At 70.9% G+C, this 26919-nt stretch carries 27 protein-coding genes; 7 read left to right on the plus strand and 20 right to left on the minus strand.

Annotation, left to right across the window (positions count from 1 at the left end):
* Positions 1-82 precede the first annotated feature (82 nt).
* The 4 genes from HZ992_RS23295 to HZ992_RS23310 are packed head-to-tail and all read right to left on the minus strand — an operon-like array spanning position 83 to position 2616.
* On the minus strand, positions 83-853 hold the full coding sequence (locus HZ992_RS23295; protein ID WP_209384213.1) for a fumarylacetoacetate hydrolase family protein: 771 nt from the start codon (positions 851-853) through the stop codon (positions 83-85).
* Positions 850-1338 (minus strand): MaoC family dehydratase, encoded by a 489-nt coding sequence (locus HZ992_RS23300; RefSeq protein WP_209384214.1) that lies wholly within the window; start codon positions 1336-1338, stop codon positions 850-852. Before HZ992_RS23300 ends, HZ992_RS23295 begins: the two co-directional genes overlap by 4 nt.
* Positions 1335-2276: a bifunctional Delta(1)-pyrroline-2-carboxylate/Delta(1)-piperideine-2-carboxylate reductase gene (locus HZ992_RS23305; RefSeq protein WP_209384215.1), complete on the minus strand. Its 942-nt coding sequence runs from the start codon at positions 2274-2276 to the stop codon at positions 1335-1337. The genes HZ992_RS23300 and HZ992_RS23305 overlap by 4 nt, the downstream gene beginning before the upstream one ends.
* A gap of 52 nt (positions 2277-2328) precedes the next feature.
* Entirely contained in the window at positions 2329-2616 is a 288-nt protein-coding gene (locus HZ992_RS23310) for a hypothetical protein (RefSeq protein WP_209384216.1), read from the minus strand.
* Positions 2617-2796: 180 nt separating this feature from the next.
* On the opposite strand from HZ992_RS23310, the gene HZ992_RS23315 reads away from it, so the two are divergent.
* Positions 2797-3273 carry an SET domain-containing protein gene (locus HZ992_RS23315; protein WP_209384217.1) on the plus strand — a complete coding sequence of 159 codons (477 nt, stop codon included), beginning with the start codon at positions 2797-2799 and terminating at the stop codon, positions 3271-3273.
* Positions 3274-3281: 8 nt separating this feature from the next.
* Complete coding sequence (locus tag HZ992_RS23320) at positions 3282-3911, plus strand: 3'-5' exonuclease (protein ID WP_209384218.1); 630 nt, start codon at positions 3282-3284, stop codon at positions 3909-3911.
* Here the strand turns inward: HZ992_RS23320 and HZ992_RS23325 are convergent.
* Positions 3883-4359 carry an LEA/WHy family protein gene (locus HZ992_RS23325; RefSeq protein ID WP_209384219.1) on the minus strand — a complete coding sequence of 159 codons (477 nt, stop codon included), beginning with the start codon at positions 4357-4359 and terminating at the stop codon, positions 3883-3885. The two genes, HZ992_RS23320 and HZ992_RS23325, sit on opposite strands and share 29 nt — an antisense overlap.
* A 134-nt stretch (positions 4360-4493) precedes the next feature.
* Here HZ992_RS23325 and HZ992_RS23330 point away from each other — a divergent pair, with 134 nt between their 5' ends.
* Entirely contained in the window at positions 4494-4820 is a 327-nt protein-coding gene (locus HZ992_RS23330) for a DUF769 domain-containing protein (protein ID WP_245213254.1), read from the plus strand.
* On the opposite strand, the gene HZ992_RS23335 is transcribed toward HZ992_RS23330, so the two are convergent.
* The 7 genes from HZ992_RS23335 to HZ992_RS23365 form a co-directional block, all read right to left on the minus strand.
* A complete protein-coding gene (locus HZ992_RS23335; protein WP_209384220.1) occupies positions 4814-6370 on the minus strand; it encodes a bifunctional aminoglycoside phosphotransferase/ATP-binding protein in 1557 nt (518 codons plus the stop codon). The genes HZ992_RS23330 and HZ992_RS23335 overlap by 7 nt on opposite strands.
* A 10-nt stretch (positions 6371-6380) precedes the next feature.
* Positions 6381-7379, minus strand: coding sequence for an alpha/beta hydrolase family protein (locus HZ992_RS23340; RefSeq protein WP_209384221.1), 999 nt, complete (start codon positions 7377-7379; stop codon positions 6381-6383).
* A gap of 20 nt (positions 7380-7399) precedes the next feature.
* Complete coding sequence (locus tag HZ992_RS23345) at positions 7400-10531, minus strand: efflux RND transporter permease subunit (RefSeq protein WP_209384222.1); 3132 nt, start codon at positions 10529-10531, stop codon at positions 7400-7402.
* Positions 10532-10541: 10 nt separating this feature from the next.
* On the minus strand, positions 10542-11678 hold the full coding sequence (locus HZ992_RS23350) for an efflux RND transporter periplasmic adaptor subunit (protein ID WP_209384223.1): 1137 nt from the start codon (positions 11676-11678) through the stop codon (positions 10542-10544).
* A gap of 61 nt (positions 11679-11739) precedes the next feature.
* Positions 11740-13194, minus strand: a complete 1455-nt coding sequence (locus HZ992_RS23355) for an efflux transporter outer membrane subunit (RefSeq protein ID WP_209384224.1) — start codon at positions 13192-13194, stop codon at positions 11740-11742.
* 32 nt (positions 13195-13226) lie between these two features.
* Complete coding sequence (locus HZ992_RS23360; RefSeq protein WP_209384225.1) at positions 13227-13898, minus strand: CerR family C-terminal domain-containing protein; 672 nt, start codon at positions 13896-13898, stop codon at positions 13227-13229.
* A 166-nt stretch (positions 13899-14064) separates the two neighbouring features.
* A complete protein-coding gene (locus HZ992_RS23365; RefSeq protein ID WP_209384226.1) occupies positions 14065-15150 on the minus strand; it encodes a hypothetical protein in 1086 nt (361 codons plus the stop codon).
* 152 nt (positions 15151-15302) lie between these two features.
* Here HZ992_RS23365 and HZ992_RS23370 point away from each other — a divergent pair, with 152 nt between their 5' ends.
* The 4 genes from HZ992_RS23370 (at position 15303) to HZ992_RS23385 (ending at position 18051) form a co-directional block, all read left to right on the plus strand.
* Positions 15303-16283, plus strand: coding sequence for a helix-turn-helix transcriptional regulator (locus tag HZ992_RS23370; RefSeq protein WP_209384227.1), 981 nt, complete (start codon positions 15303-15305; stop codon positions 16281-16283).
* 20 nt (positions 16284-16303) lie between these two features.
* Positions 16304-16585: a DUF427 domain-containing protein gene (locus HZ992_RS23375; RefSeq protein WP_209384228.1), complete on the plus strand. Its 282-nt coding sequence runs from the start codon at positions 16304-16306 to the stop codon at positions 16583-16585.
* 80 nt (positions 16586-16665) lie between these two features.
* Positions 16666-17550, plus strand: coding sequence for an amino acid ABC transporter substrate-binding protein (locus tag HZ992_RS23380; RefSeq protein ID WP_209384229.1), 885 nt, complete (start codon positions 16666-16668; stop codon positions 17548-17550).
* Between the two features lie 24 nt (positions 17551-17574).
* Entirely contained in the window at positions 17575-18051 is a 477-nt protein-coding gene (locus HZ992_RS23385) for a GNAT family N-acetyltransferase (RefSeq protein WP_209384230.1), read from the plus strand.
* On the opposite strand, the gene HZ992_RS23390 is transcribed toward HZ992_RS23385, so the two are convergent.
* From HZ992_RS23390 to HZ992_RS23425, 8 genes are all read right to left on the minus strand, one after another.
* Positions 18043-20091 (minus strand): NADPH-dependent 2,4-dienoyl-CoA reductase, encoded by a 2049-nt coding sequence (locus tag HZ992_RS23390; RefSeq protein WP_209384231.1) that lies wholly within the window; start codon positions 20089-20091, stop codon positions 18043-18045. The two genes, HZ992_RS23385 and HZ992_RS23390, sit on opposite strands and share 9 nt — an antisense overlap.
* Positions 20092-20118: 27 nt before the next feature.
* Positions 20119-20358: a PA2433 domain-containing protein gene (locus HZ992_RS23395; RefSeq protein ID WP_209384232.1), complete on the minus strand. Its 240-nt coding sequence runs from the start codon at positions 20356-20358 to the stop codon at positions 20119-20121.
* Positions 20359-20441: 83 nt separating this feature from the next.
* Positions 20442-20732 (minus strand): metal-sensing transcriptional repressor, encoded by a 291-nt coding sequence (locus tag HZ992_RS23400; protein ID WP_209384233.1) that lies wholly within the window; start codon positions 20730-20732, stop codon positions 20442-20444.
* Between the two features lie 76 nt (positions 20733-20808).
* A complete protein-coding gene (locus HZ992_RS23405; protein WP_209384234.1) occupies positions 20809-21837 on the minus strand; it encodes an SLAC1 anion channel family protein in 1029 nt (342 codons plus the stop codon).
* A gap of 9 nt (positions 21838-21846) precedes the next feature.
* Positions 21847-22293 (minus strand): OsmC family protein, encoded by a 447-nt coding sequence (locus HZ992_RS23410; protein ID WP_209384235.1) that lies wholly within the window; start codon positions 22291-22293, stop codon positions 21847-21849.
* A 14-nt stretch (positions 22294-22307) separates the two neighbouring features.
* Complete coding sequence (locus tag HZ992_RS23415; protein WP_209384236.1) at positions 22308-22532, minus strand: YgaP family membrane protein; 225 nt, start codon at positions 22530-22532, stop codon at positions 22308-22310.
* A gap of 16 nt (positions 22533-22548) precedes the next feature.
* On the minus strand, positions 22549-25806 hold the full coding sequence (locus HZ992_RS23420; protein ID WP_209384237.1) for an efflux RND transporter permease subunit: 3258 nt from the start codon (positions 25804-25806) through the stop codon (positions 22549-22551).
* A gap of 10 nt (positions 25807-25816) precedes the next feature.
* Positions 25817-26866 carry an efflux RND transporter periplasmic adaptor subunit gene (locus HZ992_RS23425; protein WP_209384238.1) on the minus strand — a complete coding sequence of 350 codons (1050 nt, stop codon included), beginning with the start codon at positions 26864-26866 and terminating at the stop codon, positions 25817-25819.
* Positions 26867-26919 lie beyond the last annotated feature (53 nt).

The following is a 26919-nucleotide window of genomic DNA, read 5'->3' on the forward strand; positions in this document are numbered from 1 at the left end:
AGCGACCTTGGCGCGACTTCTGGAGCGGAAGCCGGATTCTCGGGCATCCGGGCTGCCGCGTCTCAGATTCGCAGGCCGCCGATCACAAGTGAGTCACGGCCCGGCCGATTCCCTCGAAGGCCAGCACCACCCGGTCGCCCGGCGAGGCCGGTGGAGCACCCGCCCAGGTGCCGGTGGTGACCACGCTGCCGGCGCTCAGCCGGCCGTGGCGTGCCGTGGCGTGGCGCAGCCAGTCGGCCAGCACCCAGGCCGGGTCGCCGCAGGAATGGCTGCCTCGGAATGCCAGGTCCGGCTGATCGCCGATGCCGAGCTGGCCGCGCTGCGCCGACCAGTCGCGCCGCTCGAAGGGCTGCCACTCGCCGAGCACCAGCGCGGCGTGCGAGGCGAGGTCGGCCAGGCGCAGCAGTGCCGGCGCGGCCAGGCCCTGCTGCCAGCGCGAGTCGACCAGCTCGATCGAGACCGCCATCGCATCGACCAGGGCGGCGGCGCTGTCGAGATCGAGCGTGTTTGCGAGTGCCGAGTCGACATCGCGGCCCAGGCGCAGCGCGATCTCCGATTCGACAAGACGGCTGTGCATCGGCCAGCGAGAGGCGTCGGCGGGGCTCGCCCACACGCCGGCTGGTGGCAGCGGGGCGTGGGTGAGCGGCTGGCTTCGCCCGGGGCCGCCGGACTTCCAGTGGCGCGGCGCGCCGTCGTCGAACCAGCCGAGCGCCTGGGCCACCCGCTGCTGCACGGCATACGCCGCGTCGGGGTCGGGCAACGCGTCGGCCAGCGGAGCGGCGTCGGCCGGGAGGCCGCTGCGCCGAGCCTGCAACAGCGCCTGGGTGACGGTCTCGATGCCGGTGTTGCTCATGCCGCTTCTCCTGCAGTCTCACCGGTCGGCCGGCGGCGGAACATGCCCCAGCCCTCCATGGTCAGCACCACCTCGTCGTTCTGGTTCATCACCTGCCAGCGCGAGCGCACCAGGCCGACATCGGGCCGGCTGCCCATCGGCCGCGCCTCCAGCACCTCGAGCCGCACACGCAGCGTGTCGCCGGGGTAGACGGGCCGTGTCCAACGCAAGCTGTCGATGCCGGGCGAGCCCAGGCTTGCGGCCTCGAGCAGGTGGTCGTCGCAGATCATGCGCATGGTCATCGCGCAGGTGTGCCAGCCGCTGGCCGACAGCCTGCCGAACAGCGAGGCCTCGGCAGCCTCGTCGTCGAGGTGGAAGGGCTGCGGATCGAATTGGCTCGCGAAGGCGAGCACGGCCTCGCGCGTGACGGTCTGGGCGCCGAACTCGCGGACCGAGCCGGCGGGGAAGTCTTCCCAGTGGAAGCGAATCGTTCGTTGGCGGTTCACTGCGCCAGCATAGCGCCCGCCACCAGCTCGGCGGCCGCCAGGTCCTCGAGCGCGTTGCCCACCGCCTTGAACAGCGTGATCTCGCGTTCGTGCGTCCGCCCGGGCCGCTCGCCGCGGCACAGCTGCGCGAGCGTGCCCTGCAGCTGCGCAGCGTCGAACGCCCCCTCGGCCATCGCGCCTAGCACGTCGCCCGACTTGGCCAGCGCCTCCTCGGTGTCGACGAAGACGCGGCTGCGCGAGAAGCACGCGGCGTCGCTCTCGCGCATGCGCGGCGTGAAGCTGCCGATCAGGTCGAGGTGCGTTCCCTCGCGCAGCCACTCGCCGCGCACCAGCGGCGCCTCGGCGAGCGTGGCGCAGCTGACGATGTCAGCCTGCTCGACCGCGCTGCGCAGGTCGGTCACCGCTTGTGCATCGATGCCATCGGTGCGCCACTGCCGGGCCAGCGCCAGCGCGCCTTCGGGCCGATGGTTCCACACCCGCACCTGCGTGATCGGCCGCACCGTGCGCATCGCCGGCGCCAGGTGCTGCGCGACGCGGCCGCTGCCCAACACGAGCAGGCGCGACGCATCGCCGCGCGCGAGGAAGCTCGCCGCCAGGGCCGCGGCGGCAGCGGTGCGGCGCGAAGTGATCTCGTTGCCGTCGAGCTGCGCGAGCGGCACGCCGGTGCGCGCGTCGAACAGCGTGTACAGGGAGTGCAGCCCCGGCAGGGCGCGATCGGTGTTGCCGGGAAAGATGGTGACGGTCTTGATGCCGAGGTAGTGGCCCGGCCGCCAGGCCGGCATCAGCAGCACGGTGCCGCCGCGGCCTTCGAGGTCGTCGACGCGATGGGTGTGGCGCAGCGGCACCTCGCAACCTTCGACGAAGGCGCGTCGCAGTGCGTCGATCAGGGCGGGCCAGCCCAGGGGGGCGGCGGTAGCGTTGGCGTCGAGGTGGAGCAAGGGGCGGAGCGCTCAGGTGCGCCCCGCGAGTATCCGATGCGTCGGTCGACGCTCAGGCGAAGAAGTGGCGGAACACGTCCGGCTCGCGCAACTCGCGAGTCACCAGGCCGCGCAGCGGCTCTTGGAACGGGCCACTTTCCGTGATCGGGTCCAGCGCGGCGGGCATGGTGACGTCCCAGGTCGTCGAGAAGCCCGACGAGTGCTGGAAGTCGCCGCGGCGGGTGTCGACGTTGACCAGCCGCTCGGTCAGGGAGGGAAGCTCCTCCCATTCGATGCCCGTGCCGTACTGGCTCAGGCGACGCTGCGTGCTGGCGAGATAGCGGTTCGGTTGGCGGTTCATGGTCGGGTCCTGCGGTGTGACAACGTGATGGGAAGCTTATCGACCGCCACCCCGGGTCATGAACCCGATAAGGGGCACGCGGAGCCGCCATTTCGACATCGCAACGGCATTCGCGTGCGAAAGTTCCTCGTTCGGGCGTGGGGTCCCCCGTGCCCAGGGCTTGACGCGACAATCGGGTTCATGGCTCGACTCGACACGCTCCCCGCCCCGCCTGCCGCCAACGCCGAGCCGCGCCGCAAGGGCGTGCCCGCCGACCCGCAGAAGTTCGCCGTCGACGTGCGCGCGAGCCGCATCGACGGGCGCGGCGCCTTCGCGGCCGAGGCGATGCCGGCACGGCGCAAGATCGGCGAGATCCGCGGCGAATCAGTCAGCGTGCGCGAGGCGCGGCGCCGCGCGAAGACGATGGAACGCATCATGATCGTCGAGGTGAGCCACACGCGCGCCATCGACGCGTCGGGGTCCACCGACCCTCTGCGCTTCACCAACCACTCCTGCCAGCCCAACGCGGTGCTGCGCATCCGCCAGGGCCGGGTCGAGTTCTACGCGATGCGCGACATCGCCGTCGGCGAGGAGATCACCGTCAACTACGGCGAGACGCACCACGAGGGCAAGCTGCGTTGCCGTTGCGGCGCGCCCGGCTGCGTGGGGGCGATCTGACGCCGCGCATGCAGACGATCGCCGTCATCGACTTCGAGACCACCGGCAGTTCGCCCTCGCAGGGCGCACGCGCGACCGAGATCGCCGCGGTGCTGGTGGAGGGCGGGCGCATCGTCGGCCGCTTCCAGAGCCTGATGAACAGCGGCGCCTGGGTGCCGCCCTTCATCGAGCAGCTCACCGGCATCAGCAACGCCATGCTGGCCGACGCGCCGCCCTCGCGCGCCGTGATGCACGAGGTGATGCGCTTCACGCGCGGCTGCCCGCTGGTGGCGCACAACGCCGCCTTCGACCGGGGCTTCTGGCAAGCCGAGGCCGTGCGCGCCGACTGCGAGCCCGACGCAGCGCATGCTTTCGCCTGCACGCTGCTGCTGGCCAGGCGCCTGTACCCCGAAGCGCCCAACCACAAGCTCGGCACGCTGGCCGCGTGGCACCGCCTGCCCAGCGCCGGCCGCGCGCACCGTGCGCTCGCCGATGCGGAGGTGACGGCGCACCTGCTTCTGCGCATGCAGGCCGACCTGCGAGAGCGCCACGCTGCGCTGTGCGAGGGTGGGGTGGATCACGCGCTGCTGTGCACGCTGCAGCGTTTGCCGCGGCGGCAGATGAATCGTCTCAGCGCCGGTTCAGCCCCGCCAGGTTGATCGAGCCTTCCTTCGTGAAGCGCACCGTGCCGAAGGCGCCGCCGGCGAGCTTGCCGCGCAGCACGTAGGGCATCACCTCGCGTTGCGTGCCGTCGGCCAGCACCAGCGCCTGGCGCACCGCGTTCATCGCCGAGATGCTCACCGGGATCACCAGGATGCTTTCGCCGTAGCGAGGCACGCTGCCCTTCTGGTCGCTCACGCCGGTGGCCAGGGTCTTGCCGTTGACGTCGAGCTCGAGCGCGGTGCCGTCGTATTCCACCGCGCCGTCGTTGGGGTTCTGGATGCGCAGCTTGACCGCCAGCCGCAGCTCCAGGCCCTGGCCTTCGGCCGGCTCGATGCCGACGACCTCGACGCGCAGCGGGTCGCGCCCGGGCATCGCGGCGCAGGCGGCGAGCACCATCACGGCCATCAGCATCAGGAATCGGGCGAGCAGCGGGCGCAGGCTCATGGATCGGTCTCCTTGCGAGGTTTGCAGGACGCAGTATGCCGCCCGGCAGTGACGCCGAGTGACAGCTTGATTCAATGCAACACGGCCCGCTCTGGCGGGACTAGGATCGATGCGTCCCCCGAAGAGGTCGTGCCATGAAGTCGCTGAAAGCCGCGTTGAACACCCCGCCGGAGCCCGGCTTCGACGAAGCATCGTTGGCCGACACGTCGCTGCCCGACAGCGGCTCCGTGGTGCGCCACCCCGACGGCTACTACTGGCTCGCGCCCGATGGCCACCAGCAGTTCGGGCCTTTCGCTACCGCCCAGGAGGCGCTGGACGACATGAATGCGGCCGGCGAGGAGAGCATCGAACCCGGCGAGACGCTGCAGGAGGCCGAGCAGGAGCTCGGCCTGGCCGACTGGGTGGATGCCGACACGGGCGAACTCGCCGAGCAGAACGGCACGCGCATCGAGGATCACTGACGCAGCGTTTCGGCGAGTGCCTCGCAGCGCGAGGCCAGCGTGGCTGCGTCGCAGTCGGTAGGCAGGCGCTGGGCGGATTCTTCGTCTGCCACCGGCTCGCGGATGCCGAGCTGGAAGGCGAGCACCTCGAGCGTGGCGTCGGAGGCGTCGTGTCCCGCGGCCATGCGCCGCGCGATGCGCTCGCGCAGCACCGGCCTCGGCGCCGTGCACTCGACCAGCACGAAGCGCGCGCCTTCGGCCGCGGCCATCGCCCGCAGTTCGTCGCGCTCGGGGCGACGCAGCGCGGCCGCGTCGACGATCACGTTCAGGCCGGCGCGCAGCAGCGCCTGCGCGAGCGACAGCAGACGCGCGTAAGTGCGGGTGTTCATCGCCCGGCTGTAGAGCTGCCGCGCCTGCTCGGCGGTCGGCCTCGCGGTGCTCGCCACGCCGGCCAGGCGCTTGCGCTCCACGTCCGAGCGGATGCGCACCGCGCCCAGCGGCTGCAGCAGCGCCAGCGCCACCGTGCTCTTGCCCGAGCCCGAGAGGCCACAGCTCAGCACCAGGTTCGGTGTCGCCTGCCGCAGCTGCGACAGCGCGCCGGCCACGCGCAGGTCGCGCGCCAGCGCCGCCCGCGCCGCGGCGCGCGCGGCTTCGTCGCCGGCCTGGCCCAGCCGCAGCGCCGCGACCTGCGCGCGCACCAGCGCACGGTAGACCGCGAAGAAGGGCAGCAGCGCCAGGCCGCCGTAGTCGCCGGTGTGCTCGGCGTAGCCGCTGGCGAAGCGCCAGGCCTGCCGCGGCAGGCCATGGCGCCACAGGTCCATGAAGGTGAACGCCACGTCGGCCATCGTGTCGGTGTGGCGCAGCGCCGCATTGAACTCGATGCCATCGAAGGGCAGTGGCTCGCCGTCGACGCGAACGATGTTGCCCAGGTGCAGGTCGCCGTGGCCTTCGCGCACGAAGCCCTGCGCACGGCGCAGCGCGAGCAGCGGGGCGATGCGCGCGAACTCCTGCGCCGTCCAGCCGCGCAACGCGGCCGGTGCCTCGCCACCGAGTGCGTCGAAGTTGGCCCGCGCCCAGCCGAGCACGGCCTGCGGGTCGCCATAGGCGGCGGGCGAGGCCGGCAGCGCCTCGTGGAACGAGGCCACGCGTGTGGCCAGCGTTTCGACTAACGCGTCGGTCAGTTCGCCGCGCGTGGCCAGCCGGTCGAGCAGGCCGTCGTTGTCGAAGCGGCGCATGCGCAGCAGCCAGTCGATCGGCTCGCCGGGCTCGTCGGCGCGGCCGAAACGCGCCTGCGCGGCCGGGCCGAACACCGGCAGCACGTCGAGGTAGAGCTGCGGCGCGGTGCGGCGGTTCAGGCGCAGCTCTTCCTCGCAGTCGACGCGGCGTCGCTCGGCAGTGGAGAAGTCGAGGAAACCCAGCGCGAGCGGCTTGCGCAGCTTGTAGGCGAAGTCGCCGGCCAGCAGCAGCGTCGAGATGTGGGTCTCGATGCATTCGGTGCCCGCGCCCAGCGCGGACTGCAGTGCGGCCACGAGCGCGTGGTGGGCCTCGAGCTGGGGGTCGCGGGTGCTCACCCGCACGAGCTTACAGGCCGAGCCGCGTGTAGCGCGCCACGATGCCGGCGAACTGCGTCGGCCATTGACGCAGCGCAGCGTCCTCGCCGTCGAACACGTCCTTCAGGAAGGCCAGCGACAGCGCGCGGGTCGCCTCCTTCACCTTCGGGTTCAGCGACATGCCGCCGGTGCCGCTGCGGTCGGTGAACATGCTGTGCGAGCCGCCGGTGAACACCGCCAGCGCCTTGCGCGGGCCGCCGGTGGCGTCGAACACCGCCACGCGGTCGGTCGCGCCGGAGTAGTAGCCCGGGATGCGGATGATGTCTTCGGTGCAGGTCACGTGCAGCGTGGGCACGGTGATGCCGGCCAGGATCTTCGACGGGTCGGTCTCGCCGTAGAAGGGCGGCGCCGACAGGATGATCGCTGCCTTGATGCGCGGGTCGCGGAAGTCCAGCCGCTGCCCGGCGCGCTCGACTTGCGCGCCGGCGGCCAGCAGCGTGGTGTTGGCGCCGTAGGAATGCCCGGCTGCGACGATGCGGTCGGCATCGATGCGCGAGGCCAGCGGGCCGGCGAGCAACTGGTCGAGTGCGAAGTGCATGTCGAGCACGCGCGCGATGGCCTCCTTGTCCTGCGCGGCGTCGCGCAGCCGGCCGACCAGGCCGAACGGGTTGCCGGCCCACAGGTTGCGGTCGCTGCCCACGTGCTGCAGGTGCAGGCTGGCGTAACCCTGGCTGGCCCAGTAGCGGCCGAGGTAGCTGTAGCCCATGCGCGAGCCGCCGATGCCGTGCGAGAACACCACCAGCGGCACCGGCTTGCCGGCCGCAGCGCCGTCGGGCAGGTACAGGCGCACCGGCACCGAACGGCCACGCGATTCATCGCGCCAGTCGAAATCCATCGTGCCGAAGGGCACGCCGGCCAGTTCGGCCGGGGCCGAAGCGGCCGGTGCGGGGATCGGGCTGTCGGCGCGTGCCGCCGGCGCGGCCAGTGCGGCCGTGAGGCACAGGGCGGTGAGGGTGCGGATCGACGGCATGTCGGTTCTCGTAAAGGGGCTCAGTGACGATCCGCCGGGCCGGGCGAAGTTCCGCCGGCCCCGGCCGGCGCCGGGGTGTCGGCGGCGGTGCGGTGGCGGTGCGCGTGTCGGCCGACCCACTGCACCACGTCGTCAACGAAGGTGAAGACCACGGGGATGACCAGCAGGCTGAGGAAAGTGCTGGTGATCAGGCCACCGATCACGACGATGGCCATCGGCGAGCGGAAGCTCGGGTCCACGCCCAGGCCCAGCGCGATGGGCATCATGCCCGCGCCCATCGCGATGGTGGTCATGACGATCGGCCGCGCGCGCTTGCGGCAGGCGTCGAGCAGCGCGTCCCAGCGGTTCAGGCCGTGGTCGCGCCGCGCCAGGATCACGTAGTCGATGAGCAGGATCGAGTTCTTCGTCGCGATGCCCATCAGCATGATCAGGCCGATCATCGACGGCATCGACAGTGCCGTGCCGGTGAGGAACAGCGCCAGGAACGCGCCGGGCACCGACAGCACCAGCGCGGCGAGGATGGTCACCGGCTGCACGAAGTCCTTGAACAGCAGCACCAGCACGATGTAGATGCACAGGATGCCGGTGGCCATGGCCAGGCCGAAGCTGTCGAACAGCTCGCCCATGGCCTCGGCGTCGCCCACCGAGGTGGTGATCACGCCGGCGGGCAGCTTCTTCAGGCTGTCCAGCTCGAAGGCGCGCTTCTCGACCTCGCCCAGCGGCTGGCCGTTCAGCTCGATCTCGAAGTTCACGTTGCGCAGCCGGTCGTAGCGCGCGATCTCGGCCGGGCCGGAGTCGATCGCCAGCGTCGCCACGTTGGACAGCGGCACCGGGCCGCGCGCGCCGGGCACCGGCAGGCGCGACAGCAGGTCGAGGTCGCCGCGCGCCTCGTCGGCCAGCTTCACCACCACCTGCACCTGGCGCTGGCTGAGGTTGAGCTTGGCCAGGCCCTGGTCGTAGTCGCCGTTGGTGGCGATGCGCAACGTGTCGGCAATGGCCGACGAGGTCACGCCGAGATCCGCGGCGCGCGCGAAGTCGGGCCGCACGATCAGCTCGGGGCGCACCAGGCTGGCGGTGGACGTCACCGCGCCGATTCCGGGGATGGTGCGCAGCTCGCGCTCCACCTTGGCAGCGTGTTCGCCCAGCGCCCGGCCGTCTTCGCCGGCGAGCACCAGCACGTACTTCTCGCTCGATGCGCCCAGGCCCACCTTGACGCGCGCGCCCGGCAGCACGGCGACGGCGTCGCGCAGCTGCGATTCCAGGTCCTGCTTGGACAGGCCCGGCCGGTCGTTGCGGTGCGTCATGTTGATCGTCAGCACCGCCTTGCGCACTTCGGGCAGGCCGCCGCCGGCGAAGGGGTCGGAGCCGGCCGCGCCACCGCCGATGGCGGTGTAGACGAGCTTGACGTGCGGGTTCTTCTGCACGAGCTCGCGCGCCTGCTCGGCCGCGGCATAGGTTTCCTTCAGCGTGCTGCCCGGCGGCAACGTCACCGTCACCTGCGTCTGCGACAGGTCGTCGGGCGGGATGAAGCCGGTGGCCAGCAGCGGCACCAGCGCGAAGGAGCCGAAGAAGAACACCGCGGCACCGACCAGCGTGAGGAAGCGGTGCTTCAGGCACCACTTCGCCCAGGCCATGTAGATGGACAGCCAGCGCGGCTCGCGCTCTTCGTGCTTGGGCGCCTTCAGGATGTAGGCGGCCATCATCGGCGTCAGCATGCGCGCGACGACGAGCGAGAAGAACACCGCGATCGCTGCCGTCCAGCCGAACTGCACGAAGAACTTGCCCGGGATGCCGGCCATGAAGGCGGTGGGCAGGAACACGGCGATCAGCGTGAAGGTGGTGGCGATCACCGCCAGGCCGATCTCGTCGGCAGCTTCCATCGCCGCCTGGAACGGCGTCTTGCCCATGCGCAGGTGGCGCATGATGTTCTCGATCTCGACGATCGCGTCGTCGACCAGGATGCCGACCACCAGCGACAGCGACAGCAGCGTCACCACGTTGATCGTGAAGCCCATCAGGTGCATCACGAAGAAGGTCGGGATCGCCGACAGCGGCAGCGCCACCGCCGACACGAAGGTGGCGCGCCAGTCGCGCAGGAACAGCCACACCACCAGCACGGCCAGCGCCGCGCCCTCGTAGAGCAGCTTCATCGAGCCGTCGAAGTTCTCCTCGACCGGGTCGACGAAGTTGAAGGCCTCGGTGATGGTGATGTCCGCGTGCTCGGCCTTGAGCTTGTCCAGCGTGGCGCGCACGTCGCGCGTCACCTCGATCTCGCTGGCGCCGCGCGAGCGCACGATCTCGAAGCCGACCACCGGCTTGCCGTTGAGCAGCGCAGCCGAGCGCGGCTCGGCCACGGTGTCGTGCACCTTGGCGACCTGGTCGAGGCGAATGCGCCGCCCGTCGGAGAGAGCCACTTCCATGGCCGCGAGTTCTTCGGCCGACTGCACGGTGGCGATGGTGCGCACCGACTGCTCGGCGCCGCCGAGGTCGGTGCGGCCGCCGGAGGCCTCCTGCTGCACCTGGCGAAGCTGGCGCGAGATGTCGGCGGCGGTGGCGTTCAGCGCCAGCAGCCGTGCCGGATCGAGCTCGACACGCACCTCGCGCGTCACGCCGCCCACGCGCGACACCGCGCCGACGCCTCGCACCGACAGCATCGCCTTGGTGACCTGGTTGTCGACGAACCAGGACAGCGCCTCGTCGTCCATCTTCTGCGAGGCGACGGTGTAGGTGAGGATGGGCGTGCCGGCGAGGTCGACCTTCCTGATGACCGGGTCGCGCAGGTCGGCGGGCAGGTCGGAGCGCACGCGCGAGACGGCATCGCGCACGTCGTCCACCGCTTCCTGGGTGGACTTCTCCAGGCGGAACTCGGCCGTCAGCGTGGCCGTGCCGTCCTGGATGGTGGCGTACATGTGCTTGAGGCCCTGCACGGTCGCCAGCGAGTTCTCGATCTTGCGCACCACCTCGGTCTCGAGCTGCCCCGGCGAGGCGCCGGGCAGCGAGGCGGTGACGGTGACCATCGGCAGGTCGATGTCCGGGAAGTTCTGCACCTTCATCGCCCGGAAGCCCAGCAGGCCGGCGAGCGTGAGCATCACGAACAGCAGGATCGACGGTGTCGGGTTGCGGATCGACCAGGAGGAAACGTTGATTGCCATGGCCGGCTCCTTACTTCGACGCGGTCTTCTGCGTCGGCACGGCGGCCGGGGACGCCTCGACCACGCGCACGGTGTCGCCGTCGCCGAGGAAGCCGCCGCCCGCGGCGACCACGCGCGCGGCCTTGTCCAGCCCGCCGGTGATCTCGATGCGGTCGGCCCAGCGCCGGCCAATCGTCACCTTGGTCTGCGTGACCTTGGCGTCGGGGCCGACGCGCAGCACGTAGCTGAAGCCGTCGCGCAGCACCACGGCGCTCTGCGGCAGCGACAGGCCCTGCGCGTTGCCGATCTCGAACTCGCCGCGCGCGAACATGCCGGCGCGCGCCGAGCCGGGCTGCGGCAGGTCGACGTAGACGATGCCGTTGCGCGTGGCCGGGTCGACCGTGGGCGCGACCATGCGGATCTTGCCGACGATGGCGCCGCCGCCGGCCGTGGTGACGCTGGCCGGTGTGCCGGCCTTGAGCTGAACAAGCTCGGCCGCCGGTACTTCGGCGCGCCACTCGAGGCGCCCGCCGCGGATCAGGCGGAACAGCTCCTGCCCGGCCGGCAGCACCGCACCGACGGTGGCGCTGCGCGCCGAGATCACGCCGTTGTCGGGCGCCAGCACCCGCGTCTGCGCCAGGCGCAGCTGCTGTGTCTTCGCGGCGGCGCGTTGCGCTTCCAGCCGTGCCTGCGCGGTGCGTTCGGCGGTGAGGTACTGGTTGATCTGCTGCGCCGACAGCGCACCGGTGGTCTGCAGCTCGCGGGCACGTTGCGCGTTCGCGGCGGCTTCGGCCAGCGTGGCCTCGGCCTCGGCGACGGCGGCGCGGGTCTGCGCCAGCTCGGCGCTCATGGTGTCGGCGGCGAAGGTGGCGAGCACCTGGCCGCGCTTGACCACGTCGCCGACGTTCACGCGCACCTCGGCCAGCCGCAGGCCGTTGGCCTCGGTGCCGACGCTGGCTTCCTGCCAGGCGGTGATGTTGCCGTTGGCGTTGATCTTCACCGGCACGTTGGCGGTCTGCGGCGTGGTGACGGTGACGGTCAGCGCGGGCTTGACCGGTGCGGAGGCGGCGGGCTTGTCGGCCGCGTAGACGCTGACGGTGATCAGCGCGGCGGCCAAGGCCACGGCCAGCGGCGTGGCGACGAGGAGCAGTCGGGTCGAGGTGGGCATGGTGTTCATCTCGGTGTCGCCGCGAGCCTTATGGGCCGTGGGCGGGTGTTCAGGGGGTGAGTCAGCTGCGGGGGTTCGGGGCGGCGGCTTCTGCCTGCGCCGGGTCGGCGGGCGTCCAGCCTCCGCCGAGGGCGCGGTACAGCGAGATCCAGGCGGCGACGCGTTCGCGCTGCAGCTCGATCAGTGCCGACTGCGCGGCCACCGCGGTGCGGCGTGCGTCCTCCAGCTCGAACAGGCTGGCCAGGCCGCCGCGGTAGCGCGATTCGACGGCGCGGTAGGAGCGCTCGAAGCCTTCGGCGGCAGTGCGCGCATCGTCGCCGCGGCCGGCGGTGCTCTGCAGCGCGACCAACGCTTCCTCGACTTCGCGCACGGCGGTGCGCAGGCTGGCGGCGTAGCCCACCGCCGCGGCGTCGTAGCGCGCCTGCGCCGCGTCGGCGTTGGCGCGTCGCACACCGCCATCGAAGATCGGCAAGCTCACGCTGATCGGGCCGATGCTCCAGACGGTGCCGCTGGTGCTGACGCCGCCGCTCTCGAACCGAGACGGCGTGATGTTGCCGGCCAGCGCGACGCGCGGGTAGCGCTGGGCGCGGGCCTGCGCCGCATCGGACGCGGCGGCCGCCAGTTCACGCTCGGCGTTGGCGAGGTCGGGGCGCTGGGCGAGCACCCGCGCCGGCACCTGGGCGACGCCGATCTGCGGCGGCTGCGGCAGCTGCGCGCGCCCCGCCTGCAGCTTGGCACGCAGGTCCGGCTCGGCCAGCGCGGTCATCGCGACCAGCGACTTGACTGCCAGGTCGCAGGCTGCGCGTTGCTGCGTGAGCGAGGCGTTGCCTTGCGCGGCGCTGGCGCGTGCCAGGTCGGCGCTGGCCGGAGCCTGGAAGCCGGCCTTCGCGGCCAGCTCGGTCAGGCGCGCGGTCTCGGCGCGCGAAGCGGCGTCGAACTCGGTCTGCGCCAGCTGCGCTTCGCAGGCGCGCAGCGCGAGGTAGCTCGACGCCGTCTCCGCGGCCACCGAGATGCGTGCGTCGTGCCAGAGCGCCTGCGCGCCTTCCAGGCGCGCCTGGGCGGCATCGCGCCCGGCGCGGTTCGCGCCGAACAGGTCGAGCTCCCACGCCGCTTGGAGGCCTGCGCCGGCACTCGTGCCGATCGGCGCAGCGAGATCGAAGCGGCCGCGCGAGGCGCTGGCGCTGGCGTCCAGCGTCGGGCCGAGCGCGGCGCCGCCGGCCACGCGAGCGGCGCGCGCCTGCTCGATGCGCGAGCGGGCGGAGGCGATGGTCGGGCTGGCGGTCTGCGCCGATTCGATCAGCTGGGCCAGCAGCGGGTCGTTGAACTGCTGCCACCAGCGCTTGAGCTCGGCGGCGGGGTCGGATGCCGGCAGCGGCACCTGCCACTGAGTGGCCGGGGCGGGCGGCGCGGCGGGTGTCGTCGCCGGTGCCAAGCTGGCGCAGCCGGCCAGCGCGAGGGCCGTCAGCAGTGCAGCACCGGCGGCGCGGCGGGGAATCGGTGGAGTCGGTTCGTTCATGTTGTTTGTTCTCCCTGTCGATTGCGGCCCGGTCAGCCGGTGCTTCGGCGCCGCTGCACCTCGGCCGCGACCATGGCCTCGGCGTACATCACCAGCCTTTCGAGCCAGCGGTCCAGCGCATCGGGCGTGGCGTTCAGGTTCGGCGCCAGCGCGTCGGTGACGTCGCGTCCCACGTGCAGGTGCACGCCGAGCGCTGCCACGCAGACCGCCAGGCGCTGGATCTCGTCGTCGGGACGCGCGACGCCGACATGCCGGCACAGCACCTCGACCAGCGCCTCGTGCATCGGCCGGATGCCCTTGTCGATCTCCTCGGCCCACAGGCCGGTGGGCTCGAGCATTTCGCGCATGTGCAGCTTCATGCACAGCGTGGTCAGCTCACCCTGCTTGAGCGGCTCGATCAGGCCGATGTACAGGCCGCGCAGCGCGTCGCGCAGGCTGAGCTGCGCACCGCCGAAGCGCTCGATCTCTTCTTCCGGCGCCGACTGCAGCTCGAAGAACACGGCGCGGTACAGCCCGGCCTTGTCGCCGAAGTAGTACTTGATGGCCGCCAGGTTGGTGCCGGCGGCTTCGGCGATCTCGCGTGTCGAGGTCTTGGCGAAGCCCTGCTGCGCGAACAGTGCGAGTGCGGCATGCAGCAGGCGCTCGCGCGACTGTTCGCCATCGCTGCGCGGCGCGCGGGGGCGGGCGGGGTTGATCTCGATCATGGCCGCGATGCTAGCAAGTAAATCAAACGACCGATTTACTTGAGACCTTAATGACCGAGTGGTCAGCATGGACATCGGGTTGACCCTAGGGGGTTCGCAGGGCCGCCATGCTGACAGATCCCTGCTGACAACGTCGTGTCAGCAGGGGTGGGCGCTCACATGGCGGTCACAGGGGCAGGCTGGCCTGCCGCGGCGGGGCGCTGACGCGGCGCATCAGCACCGAGTGCGGCACGTAGCCGCGCGACTCCAGGTTCCAGCCCTCGGTGGCCTGGGCGGTGGCGATCTGGGCGAAACGCTGGGTGCCCAGGTGGCGGGCGGCGGCGCGGGCCAGCACGGCCTCGCACTGCGCCGGCGTGACCAGCCGGGCGAAGGCGGTCCAGCGCTTCATCACCAGCGGGTTGCGCCAGGCATCTTCCAGCGCCCAGCGGGCGCGCTGGGGTTCGTCGGTGCGGCCGGCCTCCAGCACACGCGGCAGCAGGGCGTGGAAGAACATCTGGAACGCGCGCCGCGCGGGCTTGCCGGGCAGCAGCACCTCGAAGCGGGCGATGCGCTGGCTCCAGCCTTCTGTCAGCAGCTGGCGGCTGACGAAGGCCTGCAGCGCCTGGATGGGGTTGAACAGCCGCAGCCGGTTCGGCGGCAGCACCAGCATCGGCAGCGCGGATGCCTCTTCGTGCGACAGCGGCTCGACGAAGCTGCACAGCACGGCCACGCGCGCCCATTGCGCGACGGTCAGGCCGCCTTCGCCCGCACTGTTGGCCGCCTCCATGTCGCGCACGAAACGCAGCGCGTCGCGAAAGCCGTGCGCCGCCTTGGCGTGGTTGGCCTTGGTGCTCATCACCGCCAGGTTGCCGGCGGCGTAGCCGGCGTCGTTGCGCACCCGGTCGACCGAGGCGTCGGTGGACTCCAGCGTGGCGGTGGACAGCGCCACCCGCGTGATGGGGCAATGGCTCACCTCGATCTGCTGCAGGTGGTTGGGCGTGACCTGCACCAGCTCGACGCTGCGCCCGCGCAGCCAGGCATGCAGGCGCAACTGCAGCCACTTGCGCACATGGCGCGTGGCCAGCAGCGTGCGCGTGCCGAAGGCGGCCTGGCCGGCGAGCAGGCCGTGGCGCAGGCTGGAGGGTTCCTGGTCGTAGGGCGCCGGCGGCGTCAGGCCGTGGTGGGCGTAGTCCCAGCCGAGTTCGAAGCCGATGTGCTCGTGCGCGGTGAGCGTGCTGCCCAGGGGCAGGTCGTGGGTCAATTCGGTCGTCATGGCGGTTCTCGCAGTGGCGCCGCGGGCTGCGGCATGGAAGGCAGTGTTCCGGCCGGGTGGCTCAACACGTGAGCCACCTGGGCGCCGCGAACTCGGGGTAAGCTCGCACCCGCTGGCTCATCTGGTGAGCCACCCATACTCCAGACAGCCGCATGGACCGCACCGAACGCTTCTACAAGATCGAGCTGCTGCTGCGCAGCCGCGGCAGCGTCAGCTTCGCCGTGCTGCGCGAGGAGCTCGACGTGTCGCCGGCCACGCTCAAGCGCGACCTGCAGTACCTGCGCGACCGCCTGAACGCGCCGATCGTCTACGACGCCTTCGACAACGGCTACCGCTTCGACGCCGCCGCCACGCGCGGCGAGCGCCACGAGCTGCCGGGCATGTGGTTCAGCGAGAACGAGATCCACGCGCTGCTGACCATGCACCAGTTGCTCGCCGGGCTCGACGACGATGGCGTGCTGTCGCGCCACCTTCAACCCATGCTCGAGCGGCTGCAGGGCATGCTCGGTGCCGACGCCGCCGAGTCACGCGAGCTGATGCGCCGCATCAAGGTGATCGGCACGGCGCGGCGGCGCGTGCCCAGCCGCTGGTTCGAGCTGCTCGGCAGCGCGCTGGTACAGCGCCGGCGCCTCTGGCTGCGCTACTTCAAGCGCAGTGACCGGCGCGAGAGCGAGCGCGAGGTATCGCCGCAGCGTCTGGTTCACTACCGCGGCACCTGGTACCTGGACGCCTGGTGCCACGCCAGCGACGGCCTGCGCCGCTTCGCACTCGACGCCGTGCGCGAGGCGAAGCTGCTCGACACCAAGGCGAAGAACGTGCCGGTGCGCGAGCTCGAGGCGGCGCTGGACGCGGGTTACGGCATCTACGGCGGCGGCGACACCAAGGTGAAGTGGGCCACGCTGCTGTTCGACGCCGACGCGGCACAGTGGGTCGCCAGCGAGGAGTGGCACCCACAGCAGAAGTCCCGGCATCTGCCCGACGGCCGCTACGAACTGCAGGTGCCCTACGCCGACGCGACCGAGCTGACGATGGACATCCTGCGCCACGGCGACAGCGTGACGGTCGCCGGTGACAAGGCCCTGGCCGCCGCAATCGCCCAGCGCCTGAAGAGCGCGCTGTCGCGCTACGCTTGAGGCTTCTCAAGGAGATACCCATGAAGGCCATCTGGAACGGCGTGGTCATCGCCGAAAGCGACGACACCGTGGTGGTGGAAGGCAACCACTACTTCCCCGAGAACAGCCTGAAGCGCGAGTACGTCAGCTTCAGCAACCACCGCACGAGCTGTCCCTGGAAGGGCCAGGCGCACTACTACAGCCTGTTCGTCGACGGCGACGTCAACCCCGACGCCGTCTGGTACTACCCCGAGCCCAGCGAAGCGGCGCGCGAGATCAAGGGCCGGGTCGCGTTCTGGAAGGGTGTGAAAGTCACCGAGTGACAAACCGGCGCGGCCGGCTAGCATGGTTCTTGCGGCGGCGACCGGCTGCCGAAACCCTCCTGCACAAAGGATCCAAGCCCATGCGCAACTTCGCTCTCGCCACCCTCGCTGCCGCCTGCGCCCTGCCGCTGGCCGCGCAAGCCCAGTCCACGCTCGACAAGGCCAAGGCCAGCGGCGCCATCACCGTGGCCTACCGCGAGTCGTCGATCCCGTTCAGCTACCTCGACGACAAGGCCCAGCCGGTGGGCTTCGGCTGGGAGATCTGCGGCAAGATCGTCGACGAGGTCAAGAAGGCCACCGGCCGCGCCGACCTGAAGGTCACCACCCAGGCGGTGACCTCGGCCAACCGCATCCCGCTGCTGGTCAATGGCACCATCGACATCGAGTGCGGCTCGACCACCAACAACAGCGAGCGCGCCAAGCAGGTCGCCTTCGCCACCAACTACTTCTACACCGGCACGCGCTTCCTGGTGAAGGCAGGCACGCCGGTGAAATCGCTGAACGATCTGAAGGGCAAGCAGGTGGTGTCGACCACCGGCACGACCAACTTCAAGATCATCCGCAACCTCAATGAAGAGCAGAAGCTCGGCATCGACCTGCTCGGCGCGAAAGACCACGCCGAGTCGGCGCTGATGGTGCAGACCGGTCGCGCCGTCGCCTTCGCGATGGACGACATCCTGCTCTACGGCCTGAAGGCCAGCTCGCAGAACCCCGCCGAACTGGCCGTGGTGGGCGAGGCGATCCAGGTCGAGCCCTACGCGATCATGCTGCGCCGCGACGACCCGTCGTTCAAGAAGCTGGTCGACGACACGCTGGCCAGCCTGATGAAGAGCGGCGAGTTCGACAAGCTCTACAAGAAGTGGTTCGAGTCGCCGATCCCGCCCAAGGGCATCAACCTGCAGGCGCCGATGAGCCAGGAGCTCAAGGACAACATGAAGGCGCTGTCGGACAAGCCGGCGACCTGATCACAAGTGCGGGCGGGGGCAGACATGGCGGCGATCGTCGACGACCTGTCTCGCCACCCGCAGCACGTCGAGTTCGTTGCCGGCCTCGTCTGGCGCGAGTTCTGGGCGGACGTGAGGGGCGGCATGACCCAAGCCGAACTCGCCGACGCCTTCGGCGGGCGCGCCGCGCCGGGGCGCGTGCTCGCCAGCCTGATTGCGCTGGAAGGCTCGGACGACGCCACACCGCTGGGCTGCGTGCACCTGATCGACAACGACGACGACTCGCTGCCCGAGCTCTATCCCTGGCTCGCCGCGATGGTGGTGGTGCCCGAGCGGCGCGGGCAGGGCATCGGCTCGATGCTGGTGAAGGCGATGGCCCGGCAGGCGGCGCGACTGGGCTTCGAGCAGCTCTGGTTCGGCACCGACGGGCCGGGCTTCTACGAGCGCCTGGGTGCCGTGAAGCACCTGCAGCGCGGCGCCGATTTCTGGATCATGAAGCTGCCCTTGGCCGCCTCAGAGTGACGCGGCCAGCCGCGTGCCCTGGTCGATGGCGCGCTTGGCGTCGAGCTCCGAGGCCTCGTGCGCGCCGCCGATCAGGTGCACCGGCACACCGGCCGCGCGCAGCGGCGCCTCCAGCTCGCGCAGCGGCTCCTGCCCGGCGCAAAGCACGATGGTGTCGCACTCGATCAGCTGCCCGTCCTGGCGCTTCTCGCCGTAGGTGACGAACAGGCCCTGCGGGCCGATGCGCTCGTAGTTCACGCCGCCGATCATCTCCACCTGCTTCATCTGCAGTGCCGCGCGGTGGATCCAGCCGGTGGTCTTGCCCAGGCCCTTGCCGAGCTTGCCGGCCTTGCGCTGCAGCAGCGTGACCTTCCTTGCCGGTGCGGCCGGCTGCGCGCGCACCACGCCGCCGCGCACCGTGGCCGGGTCGGCCACGCCCCATTCGGCCAGCCACTCGGGCAGGTTCAGCGTGGGCGAATGGCCGGCGGCCGTGACGAGGAACTCGGCGACGTCGAAGCCGATGCCGCCCGCACCGACCACCGCGACGCGCTCGCCCACCGGCTTGCCGTGCAGCAGCACGTCGATGTAGCTGAGCACGTTGGCGCCGTCCTGGCCGGGGATCTTCGGGTCGCGGGCGACCACGCCGGTGGCCAGCAGCACAGCGTCGAACTTCTGCGCGACCAGCGTGGCGGCGGTCGCGCGCGTGTTCAGGTTCAGGCGAACGCCGGTCTGCTCGAGCCGGCGCGCGAAGTAGCGCAGCGTTTCGCTGAACTCCTCCTTGCCCGGGATCTTCTTCGCCATGTTGAACTGGCCGCCGATCTGCGCCGCCGCGTCGAACAGGTGCACCTCGTGGCCGCGCTCGGCGAGCGTGGTGGCCGCCGCCAGGCCGGCTGGTCCGGCGCCGACCACGGCAAAGCGCTTCTTCGCCGCCGTGCGCTGCAGGATCAGCTCGGTCTCGTGCCCGGCGCGCGGGTTGACGAGGCAGCTGGCGATCTTCAGCTGGAAGGTGTGGTCGAGGCAGGCCTGGTTGCAGGCGATGCAGGTGTTGATGTCGCTGTTGCGCCCGGCCTTCGCCTTGGCGACGAAAGCGGGATCGGCGAGCAACGGGCGCGCCAGGCTGACCATGTCGGCGCAGCCGTCGGCGAGGATCTGCTCGCCCACCTCGGGCATGTTGATGCGGTTGCTGGTGACCAACGGGATCGTGAGGCCCGCAGCGCGAAGTTCCTCGCGCATCTTCTTCGTCACCCAGGCGAAGGCGCCGCGCGGCACGCTGGTGGCGATGGTCGGGATGCGTGCTTCGTGCCAGCCGATGCCGGTGTTCAGAAGGGTCGCGCCCGCGGCCGTGACGGCCTTGGCCAGCGTCACCACCTCGGGCCAGGAACTGCCGTCGGGAATGAGGTCGAGCATCGACAGGCGGTAGATGAGGATGAAGTCCTTGCCCACCGCCTCGCGCACGCGCTGCACGATCTCCACCGGCAGGCGCATGCGGTTCTCGTAGCTGCCGCCCCATTCGTCGCTGCGCTGGTTGGTGTGGGTGACGAGGAACTGGTTGATGAAGTAGCCCTCGCTGCCCATCACCTCGACGCCGTCGTAGCCGGCCTCTCGGGCCAGCTTCGCGCAGCGCACGAAGGCGCGGATCTGACGCTCGATGCCGCGCGCCGACAGTGCACGCGGTGTGAAAGGCGAGATCGGGCTCTGGATGCGCGAGGGCGCCACGCACAGCGGGTGGTAGCCGTAGCGGCCGGTGTGCAGGATCTGCAGGGCGATCTTGCCGCCCTCGGCGTGCACGGCGTCGGTGACTTCCTTGTGGCGCCGTGCGGCACCCGAGCTGGCCAGCATGCCGGCGAAAGGCTTGGCCCAGCCTTCGATGTTGGGCGCGAAGCCGCCGGTGACCATCAGCCCCACGCCCCCGCGCGCCCGCTCGGCGAAGAACGCGGCCATCGCCGGGAAATGCTTGCGGCCGTCTTCCAGGCCGGTGTGCATGCTGCCCATCAGCACGCGGTTGGGCAGCGTGGTGAAGCCGAGGTCCAGCGGGGCGAGGAGGTGGGGGTAGGCGCTCATCCCGGCATGCTAGCCGGGGCGCCGGGATCAGATGCCGAGGAGCTTCTTGGCTTCCCCGAGCGCCTTCATCGAGTCGTCGTGCTTGCCCGCCTTGTGCGCGGCCTCGCCGTCGGCGCGCAGCTGCTTGACCTTGGCGGCATCGGCGTCGGCCAGCTTGGGGTTGGTGGCGAGCTTGGCGTCGATCGCCTTCATCTCGTTCGGGCAGTTGTGCGCGAAGGCGGTGCCGGCGGCGAGCGCGAGCACAGTGGCCAGGAGAGCGTTCTTCATGGGACTTCCTTGTGTGGCAACGGCCGGAACGGGCCGTCGCGCGCAATCTATGCAGGCGAATCCCTGCCCGCAACAAGGAATCGTTACCGGATCTTGCCCAGCAGGGTCTCGACGTTGTCGAGCATGTGGCCGAGGTCGGCACGCGCGGCGGGCTTGTCGCCCAGGCGCGCCGACAGCTCCTGCTCCATGAAGCACACCGTCATGCGCACGTAGGCGCTGTCCAGCGCCTTGCGCACCGCCGACATCTGCCCGGCGATGGCCAGGCATTCCTCGCCCTCCTCGATCATGCGCTGGATGCCGCGCAGCTGGCCCTCGGCACGCTTGAGGCGGTTGAGCAGGTCGGTGCGGGTCTTCTCGTCGTTCAGGACGGACATGGTGCAGGCGTCCGGGGCGCGGGCGCCCTCGGGAGGTGTCGGTTGATGCGTCGACATTGTGCTTGAGCCGCGCTGGTCACGCAGCGGACGGTTGTGGCTTGATGGGAATCACCGGCGGCCCCTCGGGCACCAGCAGCGTGCCGGCACGCAGTCCGCGCAGCGTGGCCAGGGTCAGGCCGAGCATCACCAGCGAGGCCAGCGCCAGCAGCGCGAGCGACGGCACGGCGAGCCAGCGGCCCTCGGGCGTGTCGGACAGGCGCAGGCTCAGCACCGCCAGCGCGGCGAGCGGGAAGCTCATGCCCCAGTGCGGGATGCCGAAGGGCTGGTCGGTGATGCGCCGGGTCAGCGTGGCGGCCCACAGGGCCAGGAACAGCGCCATGCCCCACAGCATCCAGGCCAGCAGTGCGGGCGCGCCGAACTGCAGCGCCGCGACGCCGATCACCGCTGGCGGTGCGACGAAGATGAACAGCGTGGGCAGCAGCCGCTCCGGCAGCATGCCGGCCTGGCCGAAACGCACGAACACCAGCACCATCACCACCGGCCAGAACAGCAGACCGAGCCCGAACTGCGCCGCGGCCCAGGCGCCGTACCCCAGCGGGATGCCGGCCAGCGGCGCGAGCACGTTGCCGACGATGGGGATGAACAGCGCCGGGGTGATGCCGCCCCAGTTCCACGCCGCGGTGCCGGCAGCGGCCGTGGCGCGCAGCCAGCGCGACAGCACCCACAGCGTGACGGCGAACTGTGCCACCGAGGCGATCAGCCACAGCGCGCCCAGCCCCGGCACGCCCGGCCCGAAGTGCGCGACGCCCAGCGTGATCAGCAGCAGGGCCGAGATCGGGATGGCGGCGAAGAAGGCGTGGCGCACCGGGTGCTGCAGGTCCTCGAGCATGGCATCGTGATGGCGTTGCCAGCGCAACAGCAGCGCGGCAGCCAGCAGCGCGAAGACCAGCAGCGCGAAGGCGCCGGCCACCAGCGAGATGCCGGCAGCCATGTCGCCGAGCGCCGGCGTGGCGCGGTGCCAGGCCAGCGCCAGGCCGGACCAGCCCATCACGATGGCGAACCAGCCGGGCATCAGGTGCTTCAGGGGTGCGTGGTCGGTGCTCATGCCGGCTCCCTACTTGAGTACAGCGCCCTGCGCATCGATCACCTGCACGCGCACCGGGATGCCCTGCGCGATGCTCTGCGTGACGGTGCAGTAGCTCTCGAAGGTGCCCAGCACACGCTCGAGGTGCTCGAGCGCCTCGCCCGGCACGCCCAGCGTGAGGGTGGCCTGCAGGCCGAGCACGCGCACCCGGCCTTCGGCGTTGCGGCCCACCTCGGCGCTGACCTCGCACTGCAGTGGCTCGGGCTTCTGCTTGAACTTGCGCAGCGCGAACAGCAGCGAGTCGGACAGGCAGTTGCCCACCGCCGCGGCAAGCAGCTGCACCGGCGACGGGCCCAGGCCCTGGCCGAGCGGCGCGGGCTCGTCGGCGAGCAGCAGGGGCACGCCCGGGCCGAACTGCACGTCGAACTGGTAGTCCTGGCGCTGGGCCAGGCGCACGGTGACGGATTCGCTGGACATGGTGAGTCGCTCTTTCAGCGCGCGCAGCTCGGGCCGTCGTCCTTCATGCCGAGCTTCTTCAGCAGGATGCTGGGCGGGCAGAAGTTGGTGAAGCCGGACTGGAACAGGTTGAAGCCGACGAAGGCGGTGAAGGCGAGGAACCACTGGCTGACGAACAGCGGGCTGCCTTCGACGCCCAGCAGCAGCGAGAGCATGACGAAGAAGCCGGCCATGATGCGGATCACACGTTCGATGGTCATGAAGATCTCCTTGAGGTTAAGCGGGTGAGGGTTCGTGGCGGCGCCGGTACAGCGCGAAATAGAGCACCGGGATGACGATCAGCGTCAGCAGCGTGGAGACGAAGATGCCGAAGATCAGCGAGACGGCCAGGCCGTTGAAGATCGGGTCGTCGAGGATGAAGAAGGCGCCGATCATCGCGGCCAGGCCGGTCAGCGCGATCGGCTGCGCGCGCACCGCGGCGGAGCTGACCACCGCGTCCTTGAAGGCCACGCCTTGCGCCACCTGGAGCTCGATGAAGTCGACCAGCAGGATGGAATTGCGCACGATGATGCCGGCCAGCGCGATCATGCCGATCATCGAGGTGGCGGTGAACTGCGCGCCGAGCAGGGCGTGGCCGGGCATCACGCCGATGATGGTCAGCGGGATCGGCGCCATGATGACCAGCGGCGTCAGGTAGCTGCGGAACTGCGCCACCACCAGCAGGTAGATCAGGATCAGCCCGACGCCGTAGGCCGCGCCCATGTCGCGGAAGGTCTCGTAGGTGATCTGCGATTCGCCGTCCCACTTGACGGCGTACTGGCGGAACGGGTCGCTCGGCTGACGGATCCAGTACTCGCCCAGGCTGCCGTCGGACAAGCCGGCCAACTTGCCGCGGATGGCGAACAGGCCGTACAGCGGCGAGTCGACCAGCTTGCGATCGTCGCCGGCGAGGGCGCGCTCGCCGACATCGCCCATCACGTAGGACACGTGCTGCAGGTCCTTGGTGTAGCGCGGCTTGTCGATCACGCCGCGCTCGACGCGCACCAGCTCCGACAGCGGCACCAGCTGGCCGTTGCCCGAGCGTAGCGGCAGGGCGAGCAGGGCTTCCAGGCCGACCTGCTGCTCGGTGGGCAGCTGCAGCCGCACCGGCACCGGGTACTTGCTCTGGCCGTCGTGCAGCCAGGCCGGCTCGGCGCCCGACAAGGCGGCGTTGACGGTCTGGGCGATGCTGGCCACCGGGATGCCCAGCGTCTCGGCACGCTGGCGGTTCACGCGCAGCCAGGCGCGGGGCGCGTCGGCCGCCAGCGTGCTGTCGATGCCGACGATGTGGGCGGTGTCGCCGAAGGCCTTCATGACCTTCTGGGCGACCTGGATGCGCCCGGCTTCATCGGGGCCGTAGATCTCGGCGACCAGCGGTGCGAGCACCGGCGGGCCGGGCGGCACCTCGACGACCTTCAGGCGGGCGTTGTACTTGGCGGCGATGGCGTCGAGCGCCGGGCGAAGGCGCTGCGCGATGGCGTGGCTCTGTTCGTGTCGGTGCTTCTTGTCGACCAGGTTGACCTGCAGGTCGCCCTGTTCGGCGTCGGCGCGCAGGTAGTACTGGCGCACCAGGCCGTTGAAGGTGATCGGGCTGGCGGTGCCGGCGTAACCTTGCAGGTCGCGCACCTCGGGCTGCTTCGCCAAGTGGGCGCCGAGCTCCTGCAGCGTGGCGGCGGTGGTCTCCAGCGGCGTGCCGGCCGGCATCTCGACGACGAGCTGGAACTCGCTCTTGTTGTCGAAGGGCAGCATCTTCAGCACCACCCACTGCACCAGCGCCAGGCCCACCGACAGCATCAGCGCCGCCAGGATGCCGGCCAGCAGCAGCCAGCGCTTGCGGGCGCTGTCGAGCAGCGGCAGGAGCAGACGCTGGAAAAGGCGCTGCAGTTTGCCCGCGGTGGCCGACGGTGCGGCGGCGTGGCCCGGCGCATGCGACTTCATCAGCTTGAGCGCGAGCCAGGGCGTGACCGTGAATGCGATCGCCAGCGACAGCGCCATGCCCAGGCTCGAGTTGATCGGGATCGGGCTCATGTACGGGCCCATCAGGCCCGACACGAAGGCCATCGGCAGCAGCGCGGCGATCACTGTCAGCGTGGCCAGGATGGTCGGGCCGCCGACCTCGTCGACGGCCACGGGGATGATCTCGCGCAGCGGTCTGTCCGGCGTGAGCTGCTGGTGGCGGTGGATGTTCTCCACCACCACGATCGCATCGTCGACCAGGATGCCGATGGAGAAGATCAGCGCGAAGAGCGACACGCGGTTCAGCGTGAAGCCCCAGGCCCAGGAGGCGAAGAGCGTGGCGGTGAGCGTGAGGATCACCGCGGCGCCAACGATCACGGCCTCGCGGCGACCCAGGGCCAGGCCGACGAGCAGGATCACCGAGCCGGTGGCGAAGGCCAGCTTCTGGATCAGCTTGTTGGCCTTCTCGGCGGCGGTCTCGCCGTAGTCGCGCGTGATCGTCGCCTCGATGCCTTGCGGGAGCACGGTGTTGCGCAACTCGTCGACACGGGCGCGTGCCGCGCGCGACACGTCGACGGCGTTCTGGCCGGGCTTTTTGGTCACGGTGAGCGTCAGTGCGGGTTGCACCTGGCCGGCGCTGGCACCCGAGGCCGACACGCCGGGCGTGAACCAGACGTAGCGGGTCGGTTGGCGCGCACCTTCCTCGATGCGCGCCACTTCGGACAGGCGCACGGGTTTGCCGCCCGCCACGCCGACGATCAGCTCGCCCACGTCGGCGGCGGAACGCAGGAACTCGCCGGTCTCCACGGCCAGCATGCGCGCCGTGCTGCCTTGTTCGTCGAGCACGGCGCCGGCCGGCATGGATTGGTTGGCGGCCGCGAGCGTGGCCTGGAGGCGGGCGATGTCGATGCCGCGCTCGCGCAGGCGGCCGGGGTCGATCCAGACGTTCACCGCGCGGCCCGGGCCGCCGATGGTCTGCACCTCGCGTGCACCGGGCACGCGCTTGAGTTCGGCCTCCATCGTGTGGGCCACGCGCTCGAGTTCGGCGGCCGGCGTGCCTTCGCGTGCCCACAGCGTGACGGCGAGCACCGGCACGTCGTCGATGCCCTTGGGCTTGACCACTGGCGGCAGCACGCCCAGGTTGGCCGGCAGCCAGTCCTGGTTGGCGTTGAGCACGTCGTACAGGCGCACCAGCGCCTCGGTACGCGGCACGCCGACCTTGAACTGCACCGTCATGATCGCCATGCCGGGCCGCGCGACCGAGTAGGTGTGCTCGATGCCGGCGATTTGGCCGAGCACCTGCTCGGCCGGGCGCGCCACCATGTTCTGCACGTCGGCGCTGGACGCTCCGGGGAAGGCGATGAGCACGTTGGCCATCGTCACATTGATCTGCGGCTCTTCCTCGCGCGGCGTGACGAACACGGCGAAGGCGCCGAGCAGCAGCGCGACGAGGGCCAGCAACGGTGTCAGCGTGTGCGTCTGGAAGATCCGCGCCAGGCGGCCGGAGACGCCGAGCGGAGTGATGGAATCCGTGCTCACGGGCGGCACCTCAGTTCGCCGCCGGGCGGGCGCCCTGCAGACCGGCGCGCACCGGGTCGACGGCGACTCGCTCGTTGGCGGCCAGGCCCGCCAGCACGTCGACGCGGCCGGCGGCGGCAGGGCCGACGCGCACGGCGCGCAGCACGAAGCCGTCGCCCTGGGCCACGTACACCGCGGTCAGTTCGCCGCGGCGCAGCACCGCCTCGGCGGGGATGTTCGGGCGCGGCGTCGCGGAAACCGTCGGGGTCGGCATGCCGGAGGCGATCACGCGAATTGTCTGGCCGGGCCGTGAGGTGTTCGCCTCGGCCGGCAGGTCCAGGCGCCATTCCACAGTCTGCGACACCGGGTCGGCCGCGGGCAGCAGTTCGCGGGCGACCGGCTTCAGGCTGCGCCCGTCGGGCAGCTGCACCTGCACGTCGCGCGCGGCAGCCACCGCCGTGGCGCGCGAGGCCGGCACCTGCACGACGGCCCGCAGGCGGCCGGGTTCGTACAGGGTGACCAGCGCGCGGCCGGGCAGGGCCAGGTCGCCGGCTTCGACGTGCGTGGCCAGCACCACGGCATCGAACGGAGCCGACAGCTCGGCGAAACCCTGCGCCACGGTGGCCTGCGTGCGGGCCGCGCGGGCCTGTGCCAGGCCGGCCTGCGCCGCCTGGTGCTGGGTGCTGGCGGTGTCGACCGCCGCCTGGCTGACGAAGCCGCTCTTCTGCAGGTCGCGGTTGCGGGCCAGCGCCACCTCGGCATTGCGCGCTTCGGCCTGGGCCTGCGCCACCGCGGCGTCGCTGCGCGCCACGCCGGCACGCATGTCGCGGTCGTCGATGCGCACCAGGGTCTGGCCGCGCTTGACCGTGTCGCCCGCCTTGACGCGCAGCGCGAGCACGTTGCCGCCCACCTGCGCGGTGATCGTGACCTGGCGCACCGGCTGCAGAACGGCATCGAAGTCGGCCACGGCGCCTGCCGAAGCGGCGGAGGCGGCCACCGTGGGCACGGAGGTCTCGGGCGCGGCGGCAGCCAGCGACGGCGCGAGCAGCAGGACGAGCAGGGCGGCAAGAAGGGGCTTCATGGCAGCGTGGGGTTGCATACGGGGTGGAGTATATACCTGGTGGGGTATAGAAA

The organism is Rhizobacter sp. AJA081-3 (genome assembly GCF_017795745.1).
Taxonomy (GTDB): Bacteria; Pseudomonadota; Gammaproteobacteria; order Burkholderiales; family Burkholderiaceae_C; genus Piscinibacter.

Excerpts from the sequence above, each read along its gene's own strand:
- HZ992_RS23295 (WP_209384213.1), bottom strand. The coding sequence starts at position 853 with ATGAGCAACACCGGCATCGAGACCGTCACCCAGGCGCTGTTGCAGGCT.
- HZ992_RS23310 (WP_209384216.1), bottom strand. The coding sequence starts at position 2,616 with ATGAACCGCCAACCGAACCGCTATCTCGCCAGCACGCAGCGTCGCCTG.
- HZ992_RS23315 (WP_209384217.1), top strand. The coding sequence starts at position 2,797 with ATGGCTCGACTCGACACGCTCCCCGCCCCGCCTGCCGCCAACGCCGAG.
- HZ992_RS23320 (WP_209384218.1), top strand. The coding sequence starts at position 3,282 with ATGCAGACGATCGCCGTCATCGACTTCGAGACCACCGGCAGTTCGCCC.
- HZ992_RS23325 (WP_209384219.1), bottom strand. The coding sequence starts at position 4,359 with ATGAGCCTGCGCCCGCTGCTCGCCCGATTCCTGATGCTGATGGCCGTG.
- HZ992_RS23330 (WP_245213254.1), top strand. The coding sequence starts at position 4,494 with ATGAAGTCGCTGAAAGCCGCGTTGAACACCCCGCCGGAGCCCGGCTTC.
- HZ992_RS23340 (WP_209384221.1), bottom strand. The coding sequence starts at position 7,379 with ATGCCGTCGATCCGCACCCTCACCGCCCTGTGCCTCACGGCCGCACTG.
- HZ992_RS23345 (WP_209384222.1), bottom strand. The coding sequence starts at position 10,531 with ATGGCAATCAACGTTTCCTCCTGGTCGATCCGCAACCCGACACCGTCG.
- HZ992_RS23350 (WP_209384223.1), bottom strand. The coding sequence starts at position 11,678 with ATGCCCACCTCGACCCGACTGCTCCTCGTCGCCACGCCGCTGGCCGTG.
- HZ992_RS23355 (WP_209384224.1), bottom strand. The coding sequence starts at position 13,194 with ATGAACGAACCGACTCCACCGATTCCCCGCCGCGCCGCCGGTGCTGCA.
- HZ992_RS23360 (WP_209384225.1), bottom strand. The coding sequence starts at position 13,898 with ATGATCGAGATCAACCCCGCCCGCCCCCGCGCGCCGCGCAGCGATGGC.
- HZ992_RS23365 (WP_209384226.1), bottom strand. The coding sequence starts at position 15,150 with ATGACGACCGAATTGACCCACGACCTGCCCCTGGGCAGCACGCTCACC.
- HZ992_RS23370 (WP_209384227.1), top strand. The coding sequence starts at position 15,303 with ATGGACCGCACCGAACGCTTCTACAAGATCGAGCTGCTGCTGCGCAGC.
- HZ992_RS23375 (WP_209384228.1), top strand. The coding sequence starts at position 16,304 with ATGAAGGCCATCTGGAACGGCGTGGTCATCGCCGAAAGCGACGACACC.
- HZ992_RS23380 (WP_209384229.1), top strand. The coding sequence starts at position 16,666 with ATGCGCAACTTCGCTCTCGCCACCCTCGCTGCCGCCTGCGCCCTGCCG.
- HZ992_RS23385 (WP_209384230.1), top strand. The coding sequence starts at position 17,575 with ATGGCGGCGATCGTCGACGACCTGTCTCGCCACCCGCAGCACGTCGAG.
- HZ992_RS23390 (WP_209384231.1), bottom strand. The coding sequence starts at position 20,091 with ATGAGCGCCTACCCCCACCTCCTCGCCCCGCTGGACCTCGGCTTCACC.
- HZ992_RS23395 (WP_209384232.1), bottom strand. The coding sequence starts at position 20,358 with ATGAAGAACGCTCTCCTGGCCACTGTGCTCGCGCTCGCCGCCGGCACC.
- HZ992_RS23400 (WP_209384233.1), bottom strand. The coding sequence starts at position 20,732 with ATGTCCGTCCTGAACGACGAGAAGACCCGCACCGACCTGCTCAACCGC.
- HZ992_RS23405 (WP_209384234.1), bottom strand. The coding sequence starts at position 21,837 with ATGAGCACCGACCACGCACCCCTGAAGCACCTGATGCCCGGCTGGTTC.
- HZ992_RS23410 (WP_209384235.1), bottom strand. The coding sequence starts at position 22,293 with ATGTCCAGCGAATCCGTCACCGTGCGCCTGGCCCAGCGCCAGGACTAC.
- HZ992_RS23415 (WP_209384236.1), bottom strand. The coding sequence starts at position 22,532 with ATGACCATCGAACGTGTGATCCGCATCATGGCCGGCTTCTTCGTCATG.
- HZ992_RS23425 (WP_209384238.1), bottom strand. The coding sequence starts at position 26,866 with ATGAAGCCCCTTCTTGCCGCCCTGCTCGTCCTGCTGCTCGCGCCGTCG.